General features: G+C 75.7%; 17 protein-coding genes. 11 read left to right on the forward strand and 6 right to left on the reverse strand.

Features of this window, described 5'->3' with window-relative positions; all coding sequences use genetic code 11:
• Positions 1–3: 3 nt before the first annotated feature.
• Positions 4–540, reverse strand: a complete 537-nt coding sequence (locus tag EDJALFJO_RS15580; RefSeq protein ID WP_088286830.1) for an RNA polymerase sigma factor — start codon at positions 538–540, stop codon at positions 4–6.
• A gap of 140 nt (positions 541–680) precedes the next feature.
• On the opposite strand from EDJALFJO_RS15580, the gene EDJALFJO_RS15585 reads away from it, so the two are divergent.
• The 5 genes from EDJALFJO_RS15585 to EDJALFJO_RS15605 all read left to right on the forward strand — a co-directional run bounded on the left by EDJALFJO_RS15585 (position 681) and on the right by EDJALFJO_RS15605 (position 4717).
• On the forward strand, positions 681–1502 hold the full coding sequence (locus tag EDJALFJO_RS15585) for an SDR family oxidoreductase (RefSeq protein ID WP_198950344.1): 822 nt from the start codon (positions 681–683) through the stop codon (positions 1500–1502).
• 132 nt (positions 1503–1634) lie between these two features.
• Positions 1635–2462, forward strand: a complete 828-nt coding sequence (locus EDJALFJO_RS15590) for a glycerophosphodiester phosphodiesterase family protein (RefSeq protein ID WP_233149883.1) — start codon at positions 1635–1637, stop codon at positions 2460–2462.
• A gap of 305 nt (positions 2463–2767) precedes the next feature.
• Positions 2768–3250, forward strand: a complete 483-nt coding sequence (locus EDJALFJO_RS15595; protein ID WP_158220453.1) for an ATP-binding protein — start codon at positions 2768–2770, stop codon at positions 3248–3250.
• A 52-nt stretch (positions 3251–3302) separates the two neighbouring features.
• On the forward strand, positions 3303–4268 hold the full coding sequence (locus EDJALFJO_RS15600) for a DUF5926 family protein (RefSeq protein ID WP_088286840.1): 966 nt from the start codon (positions 3303–3305) through the stop codon (positions 4266–4268).
• A gap of 14 nt (positions 4269–4282) precedes the next feature.
• On the forward strand, positions 4283–4717 hold the full coding sequence (locus EDJALFJO_RS15605) for a hypothetical protein (protein ID WP_143448602.1): 435 nt from the start codon (positions 4283–4285) through the stop codon (positions 4715–4717).
• 12 nt (positions 4718–4729) lie between these two features.
• On the opposite strand, the gene EDJALFJO_RS15610 is transcribed toward EDJALFJO_RS15605, so the two are convergent.
• Together EDJALFJO_RS15610 and EDJALFJO_RS15615 are read right to left on the reverse strand one after the other, a co-directional pair.
• Positions 4730–5497, reverse strand: a complete 768-nt coding sequence (locus tag EDJALFJO_RS15610; RefSeq protein ID WP_088286845.1) for a cutinase family protein — start codon at positions 5495–5497, stop codon at positions 4730–4732.
• Positions 5498–5627: 130 nt separating this feature from the next.
• On the reverse strand, positions 5628–7547 hold the full coding sequence (locus tag EDJALFJO_RS15615; RefSeq protein WP_158220454.1) for a serine hydrolase: 1920 nt from the start codon (positions 7545–7547) through the stop codon (positions 5628–5630).
• A gap of 155 nt (positions 7548–7702) precedes the next feature.
• Between EDJALFJO_RS15615 and EDJALFJO_RS15620 the strand changes: the two genes are divergently transcribed.
• From EDJALFJO_RS15620 to EDJALFJO_RS15635, 3 genes are all read left to right on the forward strand, one after another.
• The gene (locus tag EDJALFJO_RS15620; protein WP_233149884.1) at positions 7703–8503 is read left to right on the forward strand and encodes a glycosyltransferase; all 801 of its coding nucleotides are present in this window, start codon (positions 7703–7705) and stop codon (positions 8501–8503) included.
• A gap of 32 nt (positions 8504–8535) precedes the next feature.
• Positions 8536–10266, forward strand: a complete 1731-nt coding sequence (locus tag EDJALFJO_RS35645; protein WP_233149885.1) for a hypothetical protein — start codon at positions 8536–8538, stop codon at positions 10264–10266.
• Positions 10267–12640: 2374 nt separating this feature from the next.
• Complete coding sequence (locus EDJALFJO_RS15635) at positions 12641–13939, forward strand: glycosyltransferase 87 family protein (protein ID WP_088286856.1); 1299 nt, start codon at positions 12641–12643, stop codon at positions 13937–13939.
• 38 nt (positions 13940–13977) lie between these two features.
• Here EDJALFJO_RS15635 and EDJALFJO_RS15640 read toward each other — a convergent pair whose 3' ends face one another.
• Positions 13978–14595 (reverse strand): TMEM165/GDT1 family protein, encoded by a 618-nt coding sequence (locus EDJALFJO_RS15640; RefSeq protein WP_088286858.1) that lies wholly within the window; start codon positions 14593–14595, stop codon positions 13978–13980.
• 78 nt (positions 14596–14673) lie between these two features.
• On the reverse strand, positions 14674–16083 hold the full coding sequence (locus EDJALFJO_RS15645; protein WP_158220455.1) for a helix-turn-helix transcriptional regulator: 1410 nt from the start codon (positions 16081–16083) through the stop codon (positions 14674–14676).
• 166 nt (positions 16084–16249) lie between these two features.
• On the opposite strand from EDJALFJO_RS15645, the gene EDJALFJO_RS36000 reads away from it, so the two are divergent.
• A complete protein-coding gene (locus EDJALFJO_RS36000) occupies positions 16250–16381 on the forward strand; it encodes a hypothetical protein (protein ID WP_255392567.1) in 132 nt (43 codons plus the stop codon).
• A gap of 822 nt (positions 16382–17203) precedes the next feature.
• Here EDJALFJO_RS36000 and EDJALFJO_RS15650 read toward each other — a convergent pair.
• Positions 17204–18280 carry a diacylglycerol kinase family protein gene (locus tag EDJALFJO_RS15650; protein ID WP_088286862.1) on the reverse strand — a complete coding sequence of 359 codons (1077 nt, stop codon included), beginning with the start codon at positions 18278–18280 and terminating at the stop codon, positions 17204–17206.
• Between the two features lie 156 nt (positions 18281–18436).
• Here EDJALFJO_RS15650 and serS point away from each other — a divergent pair, with 156 nt between their 5' ends.
• Together serS and EDJALFJO_RS15660 are read left to right on the forward strand one after the other, a co-directional pair.
• The gene (gene serS, locus EDJALFJO_RS15655; protein WP_088286865.1) at positions 18437–19720 is read left to right on the forward strand and encodes a serine--tRNA ligase; all 1284 of its coding nucleotides are present in this window, start codon (positions 18437–18439) and stop codon (positions 19718–19720) included.
• Positions 19717–20520 (forward strand): HAD family hydrolase, encoded by an 804-nt coding sequence (locus tag EDJALFJO_RS15660; protein ID WP_088286867.1) that lies wholly within the window; start codon positions 19717–19719, stop codon positions 20518–20520. Before serS ends, EDJALFJO_RS15660 begins: the two co-directional genes overlap by 4 nt.
• Positions 20521–20531 lie beyond the last annotated feature (11 nt).

A 20531-nucleotide genomic window follows, 5' to 3' on the forward strand; every position in this document is an offset into this window, starting at 1 on the left:
GTGTCACGGGGCCACCTTCTCGGGTCGGGGGCGGGGCGCGACCGGGCCGGGCCCGGCGGTGCCGCGGGAGCGCAGGGTCGCGAGCGCGTCGGAGACCAGGCGCCGGGTCGCGCCCGGCGTCGTCCCGAGGGCCTGCGCGACGCCGGCGTGGTCGAGGTCGGCGACGTAGCGGAGCACGAGCGCGGTCCGCTGCCGCTCGGGCAGGGCCCGGACGGCGTCCCACAGGTCGTCGTCGGGCAGGTCCCCGGCGGCACCGGTGCGGCCGTCGGGGGAGTCGTCGGGAGCATCCGGGACGTCGCCGACCGGGAGCGCCCGGCGGGCCCGGGCCCGGTGCACGTCGGTCGCGCAGCGGGCGACGATCGTCAGGAGCCAGCCGCGCAGGTTCGCAGCCGAGCGCAGGCCCGGGTAGGCGGCGAGGGCCTGGGCCCAGGCCTGCTGGGCGACGTCGTCCCCGTCGACGGGGCCGGCGAGGGCGTGGGCCAGCCGCGCGACGTCCCGCCAGTGGGCGTCGACGAGGTGCTGGAACGGGGGCAGCTTCACGGTCCTTCAACGCTAGACGCCCCGGGCGTGTGAGCCCTACGGGTGAACCTCACCGGCGGCCGGCTGCCGCGAGGACCTCGGCCCCTGGCCCGGGGCCGCCGCCGGGCGTGGGATCGACCTGTGGGGCGATCGTCGCCCCGATGACCCGCACCGGGCCGCCGGCCGCCCATGGAGGCATCGCCATGGCACGCACGTACGTCGTGACGGGCGCCGCGTCGGGCATCGGCCGCGCGACCGTCCACCTGCTCACCGCGCTCGACCACGTCGTCGTCACCCTCGACCGGCACGACGCGGACGTCGTCGCCGACCTCTCGACGCCGGCCGGCCGCGCCGAGGCCGTCGAGGGCGTCCGGGCCGCGACCGGCGGCATCGTCGACGCCGTCATCGCCTCCGCCGGGCTCGCGCTGCCGGAGCCGGCCACCGTCGCCGTCAACTACTTCGGCACCGTCGCGACGCTCGAGGGTCTGCGCCCGATGCTCGCCGCCGGCACCCACCCGCGGGCCGTCGTCGTGTCGTCCATGGCGTCGTTCCAGGCGAACGACGCCGCGCTCGTCGACGCCTGCCTCGCGGGCGACGAGCCGCACGCGCTCGAGGTCGCTGCGAAGCTCGCGGGCGCCGAGGACACCGCCAACCTCATCTACTCCTCGACGAAGGCCGCCCTCAACCGGTGGATGCGCCGGGTCGCGACCACCCCGGAGTGGGCGGGCGCCCATGTGCCGCTCAACGCGGTCGGCCCGGGCGTCGTCCTCACCCCGATGACCGAGGGCTGGACGTCGTCCGCGGAGGGCCGGGCCTTCCTCGAGCAGGTGGTCCCGATGCCGCTCACCGGGTTCATGGCGCCCGAGCAGGTGGCCGCCGTCCTGGTGTTCCTCGCGTCCGAGGAGAACTCGGCGATGACCGGCCAGGTCGTCTTCGTCGACGGCGGGTCGGACGTCGTCCTGCGGGGGGAGACCGCCTGGTGAGACCGCGGCGGGCGCAGCCCGCCGCTGCAGACGTGGGGCCGGGCAGGCCCGCTCCCGCGCGCCGGTGCGACGCGCCGTCCGTCCGAGGCGAACGGACGGCGCGCGCACGGGTCGGTGTGGAACCCTCACCACGTGCCCCCGTCGACTCCCCGTGTCGTCGCGCACCGCGGGGCCAGTGCCGTCGAGCCCGAGCACACGCTCGCGGCGTACGTGCACGCCCTCGAGACGGGAACGGACGGGCTCGAGTGCGACGTGCGGCTCACCGCCGACGGCCATCTCGTCTGCGTCCACGACCGCACGGTGGACCGGACCTCGAACGGCAGCGGCCTCGTCTCGACCCTCGAGCTCACCGACCTCGAAGGCCTGGACTGGGGGTCGTGGAAGAAGCTCGCGCTCGGCGCCGGCGCCCAGCCCGACGTCCCGGACCGGGTCGGGCCCGGCGACCGGGCCCACCTGCTGAGCCTCAAGCGGCTGCTCTCGCTCGTCGCGGACAGCGGACGGCGCGTCGAGGTCGCGATCGAGACCAAGCACCCGACCCGCTACGGCGGCCTCGTCGAGCGCACGCTCGTCGAGACGCTCGAGCACTTCGGCTGGGCGAAGTCGACGCCCGGCAACCCGTCGCCGGTCCGCGTCATGAGCTTCTCGCTCCTCGCGACCCGGCGGATGCGGCTGCTCGCGCCGACCCTGCCGCTCGTGCTGCTCATGGAGCGGATGCCGCTGCCCTACCGGGACGGCAGCCTGCCCCGCGGGGTGATGGCGGCCGGGATCGGCGTCCGGATCCTGCGGGCGCACCCGGGGTACGTCGCCCGCGCGCACGCCCAGGGCCACGAGGTCCACGTCTGGACGGTCGACACCCCGGACGACATCGACCGGTGCCTCGAGACCGGCGTGGACGTCATCATCACGAACCGCCCCGCCGACGTCCTCGCCCGGCTGGGCCGCTCGCCGTCCGGCGGCTGAGACCCCGCCGTCCGGCAGGTGAGACGGCGCGGGCGCGGTCGCGGTGGCCGCGCGGGCGGTCCGTCCGCACTGTCCGAGATGCGGGCGGCCGCCGGAGGCCGGATCCTGGGAGATGAGTTCCCGGCCGGGGAGGGTGTGACGTCTTTTGACGGTCGTCGACCTGCGGGTGTCCCCGGTGCGACCGTGACGTTTCACCACGGCCCTCCCGGGGTACTGACCACCTCGAAGGCGGACGGCGACGGCGGCGGACCGCGGTCGACGAGGCTCGTGAGCACCGGGTCATGAGGGAAGGAGGGGCGGACGGCATGAACAGCCACGACGCGGCACGGGGCGAGGCGCAGTCCGACGCCCCCCGTCGGACCACCCCCTCCAGCGTCCTGCGCCTGCCGTACTCGGCCGCAGCGGTCGGGACGGCGCGCCGCCGGGTCCGCCGCGAGCTCGCCGACGCGGGTGTCGGCAGCTCCGTCCTCGACGACGTCGAGGTCGTCGTCTCCGAGCTGCTCGGCAACGCCGTCCGGCACGCCCGGCCGATCGCCGGCGGCGTCCTGCTCCTCGGCTGGCGGATCGAGGACGGCGAGGTGACCGTCCGGGTGACCGACGGCGGCTCCGGCCGCACCGTCGAGCCCCGCGAGGCCGGCCCGATGGCCGACTCCGGCCGCGGCCTGCACATCATCGAGACGCTCGCGTCGTCCTGGGGCGTCGTCGAGCACGCCGGTGGCCTGCGGACGGTCTGGGCGGCGCTGCCGCTGCCGTCGTCGCCGCGACCGGACCTGCGCATCGTCCGCTGACGGCGTCAGCCGCGGACGGCGCGGCCACCCCGACGCATTAGGCTCGGCGCCCGTGAGCAAGAAGTCGCGGCGCCTCGCGCCGTCCACCACCCCGACCGTCGCCGCAGGCGAGCCGATCCCCGTCGTCGGCGGTCGCGAGCCCTGCCCGTGCGGCTCCGGCAAGCGCTACAAGGGCTGCCACGGCCGCGAGGAGCGCGAGGAGGCCACCCGCCTCGTCAGCCGCCCGTTCGAGGGCCTGCCGGCGGAGTGCGACTGGGTCGCCCTGCGCGAGATCGTCCCGTCGGCCACGGTCGCGCTGCGCACGACCGAGGAGCACGGCGCCGCCGACGTCAACGTCGCGACCGTGCTCCCGATGGCGTGGCCCGCGATGCGCCGCGCGGACGGCGGCGTCTGGGTCGGGCTGCAGACGACGAGCGGCTCCGGCGACGCGAGCCGGGACGTCGCGGCCGCGCTGCTCTCGGCGCTCGCTGCCGAGCCGGGCACGCCGGTCCCCGGTGGCGAGCTGCCCGGCCCCGGCCCCCGCCTGCAGGACGTCCTGGACCTCTCGCAGCCGTTCGAGCCCGCGGTGCACACCGGGTTCGACTACTGGCTCGAGGGCGTCGAGGACCTCACGGCCGACGTCCGCGAGTCGATGGAGCGGGCGAACGCCGCGGTCATCCCGACCGCCCGCCTCACGACCGTGGAGGCGGCCTACTGGTGCCGGATCGGCGAGAAGCGGCACCTGCGCTGGGTCATGCCGCACCCCGAGGACGCGCTCACCGACGGTCTCGCCCGGCTGCACGCCGCAGGCGCCTCGGCGCTCGTCGAGGGCTCCCGGTACGTCGGGTCGTTCCGCGCCGACGGCCTCCTCGTGCCGGTGTGGGACCTCGCGTCCGACACCGAGGCGGACGACCTCGAGAAGCCGGCGGCCGCGCTCGAGCAGCGGCTCGGCGACGCGATGGCCGTCACCACGCCGCTCACCGCCGAGGAGCGCCGGGCCAAGGCCGGGATCGCGAGCCGGCAGCTCACGCTGCGCTGAGGGGCGGGCCGTCCGTGGCGCGTCCTGGTCGGTCCGGGTCGGCCCGGGCCCTCGCGGTGATGCTCATGGCGGCCGTGCTGTCCTCGGGCTGCGGTGCCCTCGACGACGGCGCCGCCGCGATGTGGGACCTGGCCGCCGGCCAGATGATCGACGCCGGCACGACCACGGTCGTCGTGACGGTCACGCGCGTGGAGTGCAACAACGGTGTCACCGGCACGGTGAACGCGCCGGACATCAGGACGTCGGACGACGAGGTGGTCATCACCTTCACCGTCAGCCCAGACGAACCCGGGACTGCCGCGGCGTGCCCGGGCAACGACGGGGTCGAGTACGAGGTCCGGTTGCCCGAGGCCGTCGGTGACCGGGCGCTCGTCGACGGCGCGTGCGTCTCGACCGGGGCCGGCGACGCCGCGGCGTGCACCCGCGCGGCCGCCCGGCGCGCCCCCTGAGCCGGACGGGGGTCAGCCGAGCGTCGTGAGGACGGACTCGACGAACCCGGCGGTCGCGTCCGCGTACTTCACGTAGTCCTGGTGCGCGGCGGCAGAGTTGCCGTTCGACTGGCAGATGACGTCGTCGGCGTTGCAGACGTCGCGCATCCGGGCGTTCCATGCGGCCAGGGCCGTCGCCGGCCGGGCCAGCCGGCCGCTGACGCCCGGCGTGAAAGGGCCCGCCGAGAGCGCGCCGGCCCCGGCGTTGAACCCGGCGTCGCCGTAGACGACGACTGCGGCGATCCGGGCTGACGTCGCCGTGGAGAACCGCGCGCTCACCACGCCCGGGTAGCGCGGCGCGGTCGAGAGGGTCTCGCCGACGACGTACGCGCCCATCGAGAAGCCCATGAGCACGAACCGCGTCGACCGGCAGGCGCGGGCGCGGCCCTCGACGTACGCGACGAGCTTCGTGATGCCGTCGTTGACCCCGACGAGGGTGTCGGCGTTCGCGTCGTAGGCCAGCGGCACCGCCTTGACCGGCACCGACGTCTTCGCCACGACCGTGCTGACGATCGACCCGAGCACCCAGCCGTAGCCCGCGGGCTCGGTCTGCCCGCGCAGGCCGACGAGCTCGTACTTCGGGCAGGCGGCGGTCGAGGCGACCGCGGACGCCGGCGCGGACGGCGCACAGAGCAGCGCGGCGACCGTCGTCGCGAGGGTGCCGAACGCGAGCAGCCGGCGGCGGGCTGCAGGCCGGGCGGTGCGGGCCGACTGGGTCGACCGGGCCGACTGGGCCGTCATGGGGCAGGACCTCACGGGTGGCGGGCAGGAGTCCCTGAGAACCTACCAATGAATATTGGCGTCTGATCATGATGCAGACGGGGGAGCACGACTCGTCACGCGGGGTGACGGGTCGCCCGCGGCACCGGCGTCAGTCCGTTGCCGCGAAGCCCTGCTCCTCGTGCCCGACCTGGAGCCGGCGGACCGCCCCGGCCCGGTCGACGTCCACGCCCAGCTCGACGCAGGCCCGCTCGCCGACGAGCCGGACGGTCGCCGTCCGGACGCCGTCCGAGGCGAGCACCGGCCCGACCCGGCACGGCCCGGCGAACGCGGCGGCGACCCGCAGCTGCCGGGCGGCCGCCACCGGGTCGAGCCCGCCCGCGACCGCGAGCGTGGCCGGCCAGCCCGGCGCCTCGGCAGCGGTCTGCGCGGCGACAGCGTCGACCGCCGCCTGCAGGGCCGGCCCGAGGTCCGCGACGGGCGTGACCGTCAGGGTCTGCACGAGCGGCTCCGGGTGCGGGGTGAGCCGCACCTCCAGCCGGACCCGGCCGAGGCCGCCGCGCAGCCACCACAGCGCGTGGGCCGGTGACTCGTGCTCCGGCGGGGCCGAGGCGTCGCGGACGAACCCGCCGGGGCCGGCCAGCGCCGCGGCGGCCACGAGCGCGTCCCGGCGGACCGGGAGCGGGTCGTCGAGGTCGACGTTCTCCGCGACGAGGGCGGCGACCGCCGCGTCGTCCCACGTGACGAGGAGCTTCTCCACGGTCTCCACCGCGGCGAGCGTCGCGGGCCACGGCGTGCCGGGGGCGGGCGCCGAGGGTCGCACCCCCGGCCGGACCGTGGCCGGCTGCGGGCCCGCCGGGCGGCGGCCGGTCGCCTCCACGAGCGCCGCCCGGCCCGCCTCGAGCAGGGCGGTGACGAGCCGCTGGCCGGCCGGGGCGCTCGGGGCGTACGTGCTGCTCGCGAGGACGACGGCGCCGATCCCGCTGTCCGGGTGCCAGCGCATGTGCGAGCCGAAGCCGGGGTAGCCGCCGCTGTGGCTCACGAGCAGCCCCCAGCGAGGGTCCTGCTCGGCGACGAGCCCGAAGCCGTACCCGCCGCCGCGCAGCGCCGCCGGCTCGTCGACCGCGGGCGCGACGACACGCGGCGGGACGACCCGGTGCTGCTGCTGCATCTCGCGGCGCGACGCCCGCACCAGCGGGTGCCCGCCCTCGGCGTCGTCCCGCGGCGGGAACGCGTCGGCGAACCCGGCGACCCAGCGCGCGAGGTCACGGACCGACGAGAAGAGGCCGCCCATCGGGGCGAAGGCGCCGTAGCCGTCGAACGGCAGCTCCTGCCAGGTCCGCTCCGGCCCGCCACCGGCGGGCGGAACGGGCGTCGGCACCCGCGGCGAGCGCCGGTACCCGGTGGCGAGCCGCGCCGGGTCGACCTCCTCGGCGCGGTAGACGGTCGACGTCAGGCCGAGCGGGTCGAGGACGAGGCGGCGCATCGCAACCGCGTAGTCCTCGCCCGTGACGTTCGCGATCGCCCGCCCGAGGATCGCGTAGCCGAGGTTGGAGTACTCGAAGGCGGTGCCGGGCGCCCAGGCGAACGTCAGGCCGCCGCGCAGGAGGTCCCCGAACGCGTCGAGGTCGAGCGCCTGCATCCGGTCGCCCCACGGGTCGTCGGTCGGCAGCCCGCCGCTCATCGTCAGCAGGTGCCGCAGCGTGAGGACCGGGCTGTCGGTGGTCGGCGGCCGCAGCCCCGCGAGCTCGGGGACGTGCCGCGCGACCGGGTCGTCGAGCCCGAGCGCGCCGGCGTCCCGGAGCACGAGCAGCGCCGTCGCGGTGAAGCTCTTCGTCATCGAGGCGATCCGGAAGACGCTGTCGGCGTCCGGCTCCGGGCCCGCGGGCGCGCCGTCCGGGGTCACCCGGAGCGCACCGGCACCACCGCTGAGCACGAGCTCGCCGTCGAGGACGACGCCCCAGGCGACCGCCGGCTGGCCGTGCTCCGGCCCGCCGTGGGCGAGCTGGTCGACGATCTGCCCGACGATCTGATCGATGGGCCGCAGGACACCCGCCGCCGGCTCAGCCACCGGTTCCTCCTCGACCACCCGGCCGTCGGTGCGACGGCGAACCGCAGAGCATGGCGGGAGCCTGTCACACGCGGATGCTGCGCGCCGCCCGTCCCGGGTCCGCGGGTCGTGCCGCCGACCGGTGGCCGCACCCTGGCTGTTCTAGGCTCAGGGCCGTGGCTGACGGTGCGGACGACGCTCGGGACGACACCGGCCCGGCCGACGGCGCCGCGGGCGGTGCGCTCGCGGTGGTCGTCCCCGCGAAGGACGAGGCGGAGCGGATCGCCGCGACCGTGCGCGCGGCCCGGTCGATCCCCGGTGCGTCGGTCGTCGTCGTGGTCGACGACGGCTCGACGGACGACACCGCGGCCCGCGCGCAGGAGGCGGGCGCCGTCGTCGTCCGGCACCGGAAGAACCAGGGCAAGGCGGCGGCGATGGAGTCCGGGGCCGCCCGGGTCGCCCGGCTCGACGGCGACCGCGGCGGCGCCCCCCGCGCGCTGCTCTTCGTCGACGCGGACCTCGGCGGCACCGCGGTCAACACGGCCCCGCTGGCCGCGCCGGTGCTCGCCGGCGAGGCCGACCTGACGATCGCGATCCTCCCGGCGCAGAGCCGGGCCGGCGGCGGCCGCGGCCTCGTCGTGGGCCTGTCCCGGGAGGGGATCCGGCGTGCGACCGGCTGGACGGCGACGCAGCCGCTGTCGGGGATGCGCTGCCTGTCCCGCGAGGCGTTCGAGGCGGCCCGCCCGCTGGCCCGCGGCTGGGGCGTCGAGACCGCGATGACGATCGACCTGCTGCTCGGCGGCTACCGCGTCCTCGAGGTGCCGTGCGACCTGCAGCACCGGGTCACCGGCTCGGACTGGCGCGGCCAGGTGCACCGGGCGAAGCAGTACCGCGACGTCGCCCGTGCGCTCGCGGTCCGGCGGCTGCGCCGGGCCGCCCCGCTGCGCGTGCTGTCCCGAGTCCGTCCGGCGCGTTGACCGGCGCGTTGACCGGCGCGTTGACCGGCGCGGTGACCGGCCGGACCGCGGCACGGGCCGCGCTCGGCTGCGGCGTCGCCTCCGTCCTGGGCCTGGCGGGGACCGCGGCGCTCGGCGACTCCGCGGCCGTCCCCGGGCTCGGCCCGGGCACGGTGCTGCCGCCCTGGGACGTCGCCGCCGGACCGTCGTCCGCGCTCGTCACGGCGCTGCTCGCCGTCGCCTGGACGCTCGCCGCCGCCACCGTCCTGCTCGGCCTCGTCGCCCTGCGACGCAACGGGTTCGGCTGGGACGGACGGCGGACGGCGCTGCTCGCCGCCGCGGCCGTCCTCGCCCTCGTCGTCGTCCCGCCGCTCGGCTCGGCCGACCACCTCTCCTACGCCGCGTACGGCCGGATCATGGCGACGGGAGGCGACCCGTACGTCACCGCGCCGGACAGCTGGCGCGGCGGCGGCGACCCGGTCGCCGGCGCGGTCCAGCCGCCGTGGCAGAGCACGACGAGCGTCTACGGACCGGTCGCGACCGCCGCCCAGACCCTCGCGGCGGTCGTCGGCGACGGCTCGCTGCGCCGCACGGTCTGGGCCTGGCAGGTCCTCGCCGGGCTGGCGTTCCTCGGCACCGGGCTCGCCCTCGACCGGCTCGCCGTCACGCTCGCCCGGCGCCGGCGAGGCCCCGGGGCGGGCGACGACGCTGCTGACGACGACGAAGCCGGCGACGACGGGAACGCCCGCGCCGCAACGGGTCACGCCCGGGCCCGGGTCGCCGTCCTGTGGACGCTCAACCCGCTGCTGCTCGGCCAGCTCGTCCTCGGTGCGCACGTCGACGTGCTCGCCGCGGCGTTCGCCGCGGGCGCCCTCGCGCTCGCCGTGCGCCGTCCGTTCGTGGCCGGTGCGCTCGTCGCCGCGGCCGTCGCGACGAAGGCACCGTTCGCGCTCGTCGGGCTCGCCCTCGTGTGGGGCGTGCGCCAGCTGCCGCGCCGGCAGGCGCTGGGGCACCTCGCGATCGGCGCCCTCGGGGCCGGTCTCGTGCTGCTGCCGGCCCACCTGTGGACCGGCCCGAACACCTACGACCAGCTCCAGCGCGCCTCCCGGTTCGTCTCGTTCGCGACCCCCTGGCGGCTCCTCGTCGACCAGCTCGACCCGCTGCTGGGCCGCGGCCCGGTGCGCAGCCTCGTGACCCCGCTGGCCGCCGTCCTCGCCGTGGCCCTCGCCGTCCTCCTCGCCCGCCGCGTCGCCGCGCTCCTCGCGTCCTCTGGTGCGAGAAGCACGCCGACCCCGACGTGGTGGCCGTCCTCTGGTGGGAGAAGCACCTCAGAAGCACGTTCCAGCGTCGACGACCCACCAGAGGACGGGGCCGCGATGACGCGGGACGCCGTCGCAGCGCTCGCCGTGACGTCACTGGGCTGGGTGCTCACCGCGCCGTACGCGCTGCCCTGGTACGACTGCCTCGCGTGGCTGCCGCTCGTGCTGCTCGCGTCGTCCGGCCTCGACCTCGCGATGCTCGGGCGGCTCTGGGTGCTCGCGCTGGCCTACGTGCCGGGGCGGGTCGTCGGGATGTCGCCGGACGTCGAGGCGTTCACTCTCGGGTTTCGTCGCCACGCGGCGCCGTGGCTGACGCTCGCGACCCTGTGCTGGGTCGTGTGGTGGGCCGCGGCCTCGTGGCGGGCCTCGGCTTCCGGGCGGACGCACCCGGCTGCACCCCCGGGGCCGTCGCCTTCCGCGGGTCCGGCGGCGGGTGCTCCGTCTCGTGGAGCTCCAGGGCCCTGACGCTCGCGGAGATGAGCAGCGGGATCGCCACGGTCGCCGCGACGGCCGGGATCGCCGTCCCGGAGTCGTTGAGCGCGAACCCGATCCCGACGAGGATCGCGAACGACGCGAGGCCGTGCCGCAGCACCGACGAGCGGTCGTAGGCGAGCTGCAGCGGCCGGGCACCCCACGCGACCGGCCTGGCCAGCACGAGGACGACGAACGCGACCGCGAAGGGCAGCAGCGCCGAGAGCGGCTTGAAGAGGATCCCGAGGTTCTGCAACGCCTTGCGCTGCACGACGGCCAGCGCACCGCCGTCCACGACCGTCTGCACGAAGCGCCCGAGGTGGGTGCGGTCCGCCGGCGGCCGCAGCCAGTCGACGACGGAGAGCCCGACGAGGACGACGACCGTGCCGCCGCCGATGAGCAGGGCCCGCCGCCACGTGATCCGCACCCCCGCGACCCACAGGGCCAGCAGCGCGAAGGCCGGCACGATCGCGGGCGGGCCGCCGAAGTCGCTGCCGAGGCCGGGCGTCCCGTCGACGACGAGGCAGGCGAGCCCCACGGCGGCGACGGCGAGCGCCGCGGTGCGCCGTCGTCCGCCGTTGACGAGCCAGTCCGCGGCCGCGGTCGCGGCGAGCAGGCAGCCCGTCGCGAAGAGCGCGAACCCGGGGTTGGAGAAGCCGTAGAACCGGCCGGCGACGACGGGCTGCACGCCCATGAGGCTCGAGATGACGAGGTGCGAGCCGGTGAGGACGTCGCCCGCGAGCACGAGCGCGGTGACGCCCCCGACGACGCCGAACGGCCCGAGCAGCGCGCGCCGCCACGGCCCGAGCAGCGCGAGCGCGGCGATCGGCACCACGAAGAGCGCGACGTAGAGCGACACCGCCAGCCCCGGGTGCTGCCCGCGCCACCAGGGCAGCAGGTTCGCGAGGAAGGTCGCGGCGGGCACCGACGCGAAGACGACGGCGACCCGCCGCAGTACCGCGAGGGTCCGGCGCCGCACGGTCGGCGAGGTCTGCCGGCGCAGCAGCACCGTCGCCACGCCGTAGAGCACGAGCTGGGCCGCGATGAGGACGTTGAAGAAGATCGGCACGACGGGCTGGACGGCGAGCGCGGCGGTGTCGAGGTCGATGACCCGCTCGAGCCGGTCGATGCCGTCACCGCCGGGCGAGACGGGCGCGAGCGGCGAGCCGACGGCGTCCGCGGGCGCCGCGACCCCGAGGGCCGCGAGCAGCGTCGGGAAGAGGTCGGTCGTCTGCGCCATGCCGTCCTGGCGGGTCGACCGGGCGCCGAGCAGCGCCTCCGCGTAGGTGCCCCGGGCGCCGTCCGCCCCGGTGGCCGCCGCCGGGCCGCGCGCCGCGAGGAGCTGCAGGTGCGGGGTCTGCCCGGAGTCGGCCGTCGAGGCGACGACAGCGGTCGCGCTGGAGGGCAGCTCGCCGAGCACCGTGAGGAGCCGGGTGTCGATCGTCTGGACCTGGCTCGCCCGGTCGGGCCAGGGGTCCCGGCCGGTCGTCGACGTGTTCGGCGGCACCGGCTCGCCGGGTGCGCGGTCGGCCTTGTCCCGGACGGCGCCGAGGTCGACGACGACGAGCCGGGCCCCGCCGGCGATCGCGGCGCGGACGTCGTCCGCGAGGTCGGTCGGGTTCTCGGTCTCGTCGGGGGCACCGGTCGGCAGCGGAGCGAGGCCGGGGTAGGCGACCGGTGCGGTGCCCTGCGCGTCGGCGAGCGCGACGACCGCACCGGCGCCGACGGCCGCCGTCCGGACGCCGGCGGCCGCCAGCGTCGTGGCGAGCAGCCCGGGGGTCGCCTCGAACGAGCCGGCCTCGGCCTCCCGGCGGAAGACGTCCCAGCGGGTCGCGGTCCCCGGACCGCCCGGCGACGCGACGGTCGCCTGCGGTGCCCGGCAGGCCGGACCGCCGGTGGGGACGTCGTCCGCGTCGCCCGCGCGGCGGCCGGCGGAGATCGTCAGCCAGCCGTCGAGCGGGCAGGTCACCCGGCGCACGGTCCGGACGGCGAGGGTGCCGACCGCGCCGTCGCCGAGCAGGCTCTGCAGCGCCGGGGTCGAGGAGGAGACGTCGTCCCAGCGCAGGCCGCCGGTGCCGAGCAGGACGACGGGGCCGGGGGCGGCGGGCAGCGCGGCGGCGGCGGACGGCNCCCCGTCGTCCTGCTCGGCACCGGCGGCGGACGGCGGCACGGGTGCCGCAGCGGCGGTGCCGGGCAGGACCGCCCCCAGCGCCACGAGCAGCGGGGCGGTCACGGTCACGAGGAGAGCGACGGACCGCCGCCCGCGGCTGGTTCGGGGCACCTTCGAAGGGTAGGGCGTGCGGCCGGGATCGGCCGCGCCGCGCCCTGGGTGCCTGCACTGTCGGACGCAGGGGCGAGAATCACCGGTGTGGAGTCGAGCCGAGCGGATGCGCCGCCGCGTGCCGGGGTCGCGGCCGGGCCCGGCGGTCGCGGCTGGGTCCTCGCGGGGGCGCTCGTGCTCCTCGTCTCGGCGGCCCCGCTCGTGCGGTACTACCTGGTCCGCCAGCCACCGGAGATCTGGCAGGTCGACCTCGAGGTCTACCGGGACGGGTCGGTCTCGGTGCTCCTGGGCCGGGACGTCTACGCCTGGCTGACCGGCTCCCCGCAGTGGCTGCCGTTCACGTACCCGCCGTTCGCGACGCTGCTGGGCATGCCGCTCGCGCTCGTCCCGTTCCGCGTCGCCGGCTGGGCGTGGACGGGGCTGCAGCTGTGGCTGCTGTGGGTCTGCACGGGCGTCGCCTTCCGGCCGTTCCTCGACCGCTTCGGCCGGCGGGCGCCGCTCCTGCAGGGGGTCGTCGCCGGGCTGCTCGTGTGGTCCCTGCCGGTCGCCGAGGGCATCCGGTTCGGCCAGGTCAACGCCGTCATCGTCACCCTGTGCCTCGTCGACGTGGCCCGCCGCACCCCTCGGACGTGGCCGCGCGGCGTCCTCGTCGGGGTCGCGACCGCCGTGAAGCTGACCCCGGGCGTCTTCTGGGTGCACTGGGCGGTCTCCCGCCGCTGGCGCCCGCTCGCCGTGAGCGTCGCGACGACGGCGGCGGTCACCGGGCTGACGCTGCTCCTGCTGCCCGCGGCGAGCGCCACGTTCTGGACCGACGCGCTGCTCGACCCGGGCCGGCTCGGCCCCAACGCCGGCACCTCGAACCAGTCGCTGCGGGGCGTCCTCCTGCGGCTGTGGCCGGGCGGCTCGAGCGTGGCCGGCCCGGGGCCCGGGTTCACCCCGGTGTGGGTCGCCGTGGCGCTCGTCGTCGGCGTGCTCGGCTTCGCGGCGGCCCGTGGTCTCGAGCGGCGGGGCGAGCGGGTCGCTGTCGTCGCCGTCGTCGGGATGCTCGCCGTCCTGCTGTCGCCGGTGTCCTGGGTGCACCACGTGCACTGGGGCATCGTCGTCGTCGGGGCGCTCCTCGGCGACGGCCGCCGTCCGGCGCGGGTCGTCGCGGCGGTCGTGGCCCTCGGCATGCTGCTGTGCCGGCTGCCCTGGTGGGGGGTCACCGTGCTCGCGGACGGCGACCTGCCGCGGTGGTTCGGTCGCCTGCTGCAGAACGGCTACGCGGTCTTTGCGCTGCTCGCGGTCGCCGCGCTCTGGTGGCTCCTCGTCCGCCGTCCGGACGACGCCCAGGCCCCGCCCGTCGGGTCACCGGTCCCGCAGGAGGCCGCAGGCGCTGTCCGCTGACCGCCGCATCCTTCACACCGATGTGCGCGTGACCCTGCTCAGAAGGGTGTGGGCACGCCCGCCGCTGCGAGCAGCGTGAGGACGGCGAGCAGACCGCAGACCGCGCCGCCGACGCGCCGGATCGTCGCGAGCCGCATCCGCTTGAGCAGCGCGCGCCCGAGCAGGGCGCCGATCCCGGAGATGACGAGCAGCGCGGTCCACGACCCGGCGAACACCGAGACCGGGTCCTGGTAGCGGACGACCAGGCCCGCGGTGAGGAGCTGCGAGAGGTCGCCCCACTCGGCGACGAAGAGGACGACGAAGCTCGCGCCGACAGCCCGCAGGCCGTGCACACCGGTGCGCAGCTTGCCCTCGAACTCGTACTCCGTCTCGGACTCCTCGGCGTCCGCCTTGGCCGCGCCGCGCCACAGGACGAACGCGCCCACGGCGAAGAGCAGCCCCGCGACGAGCGTCACCGGCCGCTCGGGCAGCCGGGAGAGCAGCCCGCCGAGGGTCACCGCGACGAGCGACTGGACGCCGAACGCGAGGCCGACGCCGATCCACGTCGGCAGCGGCCGGTACCGCGTCGCGAGTACGAGGGTCGCGATGAAGGTCTTGTCCGGCAGCTCGACGGGCAGGATCACGAGGAAGGACGCGAGCGCCACGGCGAAGTCCATAGGACGTCGACGCTAGTCGACCGAACGCCCCCTCCCGGGCCGGGAGGGGGCCGGTTCGACCAATCTCACACCGTGGTGTCAGCCGCGACGGTCCTGGCCCTCGGCGCTCTCCGCCTCGGCGGCGAACCCCTCGGCGAACAGGTCGCCGAGGCTCTCCGCGCGCTGCCGGGCGGTCTCCATCGCGAGGGCGACGTCCGCCGCGGTGCTCCGGATCGCGACCGCGTCGAGCGCGGAGCGGTAGCCGTCGAGCGCCTCGTCGAGCCGGCCGTACCGGACGAACCGGTCGGCGGTCTCGCGCCAGAGGGCAGCGGTCTCCCGGGTCGCCGGGAGCGCGTCGAGCGAGTCCACCGCGGCCACGTAGCGCTCGAGCGCCTCGTCGAGCCGGCCCTGGGCGGCGATCGCGTCCCCGAGCACGAGGTGCGTCCGCACCTGTTCCCCGCCGGGGTAGGCCGCGAGGGCTACGAGCGCCTCCCGGGCCAGGTCCTCGGCCGCCCTGGGCGACCCCTCGAGGAGGTGCACCGTGGCGAGCGTCGCGCGGGTCATCGCGGCCTCGACGGGCCCGAACCGCGGCAGGTCCGGCTCCACGAGGTCGAGCAGGCGGCGGGCCTCGGCGACCTGGCTCGGGTCGTGCTGGAGCGTGAGGTACGCGGCGGTCCAGCGCAGCCGGGCGACGTCGAGATGCCCGCCGGCGTGCTCGCTGAGGATCGCCAGCGCCTTGCGGGAGAGCAGCAGCGCCTCGTCGAGCCGGCCCAGCGACTCGGCGTTGACGGCCGCGTTCCACGCCAGGGCGGCCTCGCCCTGGGGGTCGGCGAACCGCTGGGCGATCTGCATCGCGTCGTCGAGGTACGCCTTGGCCAGGTGCGCGTCGCCGACCCCGAAGTAGGCAGCCGACAGAGTGGCCACGAGCCGGAAGTACTCCCGGGTCGTCGTCTCGCGCTTGTCGTTGAGGAGCCGGACGGCTCCCTCGCCGACCCGGATCGCCGCGTTCATGTCGCCCGCTGCCTGGTAGAGGTGCGACAGGTAGATCGCGACGCTCGGCAGGGGCAGGTGCGTGGCGCCCGCGAGCGCCCGCTCGTAGATCGGCAGCAGGGACGCGATCGCCCGGTCGAGGTCGATGACCTTCTCGTAGGCCTCGGTGAGCTCCCAGACCGCGTCGTCCCGCAGCGCCCGGTCCAGGCCCTCCTCGGCGAGCAGGGCCTCGAGGCGCTGGCGTGCGTCGTCCGGCCGGCCGTCGAGCAGGGACAGCTTGGCCAGCTCGATGGACAGCTGCGCCTGCTTGCGGCGCTCCTCCCCGATCGGGGTGAGCAGGTCCTCGACGGCGCAGCCGAGCCGCTCGGCGAGCAGCGCCGCGACGTCGTCGCTCGGCTGCCGCTTGCCGGACTCGAGCAGGGAGATGTAGCTCGGGGAGAGGTCCTCACCCGCGAGCTGCACCTGGGAGAGGTTCGCCGCCTGGCGCAGCCGCCGTAGCCGCTCGCTGAAGGTGGTCACGTCAGGTCTCCTCACCGATCCCCGCTAAACGGGTAGATCTGGGCAAATCGTGCCTTCTCTAAGTGCACGGACGGTCGCAAAAAGTCACAGAGGTACCCACGACACGACTTCTCTGTCACGATCTGTGTGACCACCCAGTCACAGCAATCTTGACCAAGGAGCTGTCATGAACCGCACCTCTGCTCGTCGCCGCGTCGCCGTCCTCCTCGCTGCTGCTTCGCTCCTCGCCGGCGGCCTCACAGCCGCCGTCGCCGGTCCGGCCGATGCCAGGCCGGCCACCTGCTGCACGAAGGGTTGACACCGCGTCTCGTCGGGGGTGACCACCACGTCACCTTCGTCGAGACCCTGCGGTCCCATCGTGCCGTCGCCCTTCGTGTCGCGGAGGGTGACGGCACGATCCCGTCTGTGCAGTTTCTAGTCATCCAGACTCTGACTGTGCAGTCAAGCCCATCTGACAACTGAGTCACGACTGATGACAAGTTCACCCGTTCGGCGGCACCCCCGGACGGGCCCCGGTCGTCTGCCCTTCCCGGGCCTCCCGGGATTCGGTCCACCGTGCCGGCGGAACGGTCCAGGGCGTACCGCGGGCCGTCCAGGACGCCGCGTGCCGGCCCCGCTGCCGGCGTGACTGCCCAGCCTGACAGCCGCCGGATCTGTCGGCCATGACCCGAACGGGCGGATGGTCTGCAGCTCCATGGGGCCATCGCAGCAGGAACGTCCGACAGTCGCCCCGGGTGCCCGTGCGGCGTGCCCGGCCCTCCCCGGTGTCACGGGGTGCCGCACGAGGGCTGCCAAAAAGGAGGAACGCGAGCGGGGAGACGATGGCCCGACGCCTCCCCGCCCGCGTTCTGCGTGCACCCACGGGGTCTTTCCGCGGCCAGGTGCGGTCCGGCCCGCGGGGGCACGGCGCCACTGTAGTCACTGAATGGCTCACTGAACAGTCGTGTCGACTATGACAGCGAGAATTCGCCCGGACGGGTGATGCCGACGGGGTGCGGACACCCCGTGCCGCAACGGGTTTGGGCACAGCTCACGGTTCCGGACGAACAGCCGTGCCGGGCCGCGGCCCGGCACGGCTGTGACTGCGGAGTGACAGGGCGCGACACAGTCGGTCACAGCCTCAGGACAGCGGCGGGACCCGCACCGAGAGCGCCAGGGGCTCGAGCCGGACCCGCATGACCCGGGCCTCGCCGGCCGGGTCCCCGTCGAGCTGCACCTGGTTGGGGGCCTCGGCGCGGATCTCGATCTCCCGGCAGCGGAAGTGCTCCACGACGGGGTGCCCCCGCCGGCTGCGCGTCAGCACGGCGCCGATGACGGCGGTCCAGCCGACGAGCCCGCCGGCGGAAACGACGACGACGTCGAGCCATCCGTCGTCCACCTGGGCGTCCGGCAGCAGCCGGACGCCCCCCGTGAGCTCGCCGCAGTTGCCGACGATGACGCTCCTCATCCGGCGGGTGACCGGCGGCCGGTCGTCGATCCGCAGGGTCACCTTCGTCCGGCGGCCGTGCATGAGCCGCAGCCCGGCGACGACGTACGCGAGCCAGCCGACGCGCTCCTTGAGCCGCGGCTCGACGCTCGCCATGACCTCGGCGTCGAACCCGAGCCCGGCCATGACGAGGAAGGTCTCGCGCCGCGGGGTGTGGTCCTCGCCCGACAGGTCGAACTCGACGACGCCGACGTCGACCTTGCGCTCGGACCACGAGAGTCCGGTCCGCAGCGCCTCCGCGAGGTCGGTCACGCCGATCCCCAGGTTGCGGGCGAGCAGGTTGCCGGTCCCGGCCGGCAGCAGGCCGAGCGGCACCCCGGTGCCGGTGAGCGAGCTCGCGACGGCGCGGACCGTGCCGTCGCCGCCGTACGCGAGCACGACCGCGGCGCCCGCCTCGACGGCGGCCCTGGCCTGGCCCGCGCCGATGTCCTCCCGGGTCGTCTCGAGCCACAGCGGAGGGGCCCAGCCGAGGTCCTCGCTCGCCTGTCGCACCCAGTCCAGGCGCACGTCGGCGTCGTCGACCTTCGTCGGGTTCGCGACGACGGCCGCGAAGGGGCGGTGCTCCGTGGCGACCGGCAGGTCCGGTGCCGGCTCCGCGGCGAGAGGGGCGCGGCGGCCGCGAGCCGAGCGGGCGACGACGAGCAGCCCGACCGCGACGGCCAGGACGACGACGAGCACCCCGAGCTGCACGGCGCCCGCAGGCGACGACATGCTCCGACGGTAGCGCGCCCGGCGCGTGCCCGTTCGTCGTCCCGCCACGCGCACCGGGGGCGGACGTCGCCCGCCGTCCACCCGCGCCGCACGACGGGGACGCCCGGACGACAAATGCGCAGGTCGTCGCCCACGGAAGGCATAGGCTTGCATGCTGTGATCGACCTGCGACTCCTGCGTGAGGATCCGGACACCGTCCGCGCCAGCCAGCGGGCCCGAGGGGACAACGAGGGCCTCGTCGACGCGGTGCTCGCCGCGGACGAGCGCCGCCGTGCCTCGCTCGCCGAGTTCGAGCGGACCCGCGCCGAGCAGAAGGCGCTCGGCAAGCAGGTCGCCTCCGCGACCCCCGAGACCCGCCCGCACCTGCTCGCGCAGACGAAGGCGCTCGCCGAGCAGGTGAAGTCGCTCGAGGCCGACGCCCGTGCGGCGGACGTCGAGCTCACCGACCTGTCGACGCGGATCGACAACGTCGTCGAGCCGGAGGCCCCGGTCGGCGGCGAGGACGACTACACCGTGCTGCGCGAGGTCGGCGCACCGCGCGACTTCGCGGCCGAGGGCTTCACCCCCAAGGACCACGTCGAGCTCGGCGAGCGGCTCGGGGCGATCGACCTCGACCGGGGCGCCAAGGTCTCGGGCGCCCGCTTCTACTTCCTCACCGGGGTCGGTGCGCGCCTCGAGCTCGCGCTGCTCATGTGCGCCGTCGACCAGGCCGTCGCGGCCGGCTTCTCGCCGGTCATCACCCCGACGCTCGTCAAGCCCGAGGTCATGCGCGGCACCGGGTTCCTCGGCGCGCACTCCGACGAGATCTACCACCTGCCGGCCGACGACCTGTACCTCGTCGGCACGAGCGAGGTCGCGCTCGCCGGCTACCACAGCGACGAGGTCGTCGACCTGTCGCAGGGGCCGAAGCGGTACGCGGGCTGGTCGGCCTGCTACCGCCGCGAGGCCGGCTCGCACGGCAAGGACACCCGCGGCATCATCCGCGTCCACCAGTTCCACAAGGTCGAGATGTTCAGCTACTGCCGCGTCGAGGAGGCCCGCGACGAGCACCAGCGCCTGCTCGCGTGGGAGGAGGAGATGCTCGCCAAGGTCGAGATCCCCTACCGGGTCATCGACGTCGCGGCCGGCGACCTCGGCTCGAGCGCCGCGCGCAAGTTCGACTGCGAGGCCTGGGTCCCGACCCAGGGCCGCTACCGCGAGGTCACCTCGACGTCGAACTGCACGACCTACCAGGCGCGCCGGCTCAACGTGCGCGAGAAGGACCCGCGCGAGGGCGTCACGAGCAACCGGTTCGTGGCCACGCTCAACGGGACCCTCGCGACGACGCGCTGGATCGTCGCGATCCTGGAGAACCACCAGCAGCCCGACGGCTCGGTGCTCGTGCCCAAGGCGTTGCAGCCGTACATGGGCGGGCTCGACGTGCTGACGCCGGTCCGGTGAAGCTGCTCGTCGCGCTCGACATCGACGGCACGGTCCTCGACCACGACGAGGTCATCACCGAACGGGTCCGGACGGCCGTCGCCGACGCGGTGGCCGGGGGCGCCCATGTCGTCCTGGCGACCGGTCGCTCGCTGCACGGCACGCTGCCCGTGCTCGACCGGCTCGGCCTGCTCGAAGGCTGGGCCGTCTGCAGCAACGGGGCGATGACGCTGCGGCTGGACCCGTTGCTGGACAAGGGCTACGAGATCTCGGACGTCGTGACGTTCGACGCCGCACCGGTGCTGCGGCTGATGCGCGAGCACCTGCCGCTGGCGGTGTTCGCGGTCGAGGACGACCAAGCCCGACGCCGCCTGACCGCCGACTTCCCCGAGGGCGAGCTGACCGGCGAGGAGAACACGATCGTCGCGTTCCACGACCTGGTGGACGGTCCCACGACCCGTGTCATCGTCCGAAGCCCGGAGTCGACCCCGGAGGACTTCCTCGCGGTCGTGGAGCGGATCGGGCTGCACGGGGTCAGCTACGCCGTCGGCTGGACGGCCTGGCTCGACCTCGCCCCGGACGGCGTGAGCAAGGCGTCCGCGCTCGAGGTCGTCCGCGAACGGCTGGGGGTCGCCGCGCAGGACACCGTCGCGGTGGGCGACGGCCGCAACGACGTCGAGATGCTCGCCTGGGCGGGCCGGGGGGTCGCCATGGGCCAGGCGGTGCCCGAGGTGCAGGCCGCGGCCGACGAGGTCACGGCCCCCGTCGAGGAGGACGGCGTCGCCGTCGTCCTCGAGGACCTGCTCGCGCACCGTCGCTGACCGTTTCGCGG

This window comes from Kineosporia sp. A_224, assembly GCF_002198655.1.
Classification (GTDB): Bacteria; Actinomycetota; Actinomycetes; order Actinomycetales; family Kineosporiaceae; genus R-H-3.

Bases quoted from the DNA above. Each gene is read 5' to 3' on its own strand.
- EDJALFJO_RS36000 (WP_255392567.1), top strand. From the start codon at position 16,250: ATGAACCGCACCTCTGCTCGTCGCCGCGTCGCCGTCCTCCTCGCTGCT.
- EDJALFJO_RS15595 (WP_158220453.1), top strand. From the start codon at position 2,768: ATGAACAGCCACGACGCGGCACGGGGCGAGGCGCAGTCCGACGCCCCC.
- EDJALFJO_RS15650 (WP_088286862.1), bottom strand. From the start codon at position 18,280: ATGTCGTCGCCTGCGGGCGCCGTGCAGCTCGGGGTGCTCGTCGTCGTC.
- EDJALFJO_RS15585 (WP_198950344.1), top strand. From the start codon at position 681: ATGACCCGCACCGGGCCGCCGGCCGCCCATGGAGGCATCGCCATGGCA.
- EDJALFJO_RS15640 (WP_088286858.1), bottom strand. From the start codon at position 14,595: ATGGACTTCGCCGTGGCGCTCGCGTCCTTCCTCGTGATCCTGCCCGTC.
- EDJALFJO_RS15610 (WP_088286845.1), bottom strand. From the start codon at position 5,497: ATGACGGCCCAGTCGGCCCGGTCGACCCAGTCGGCCCGCACCGCCCGG.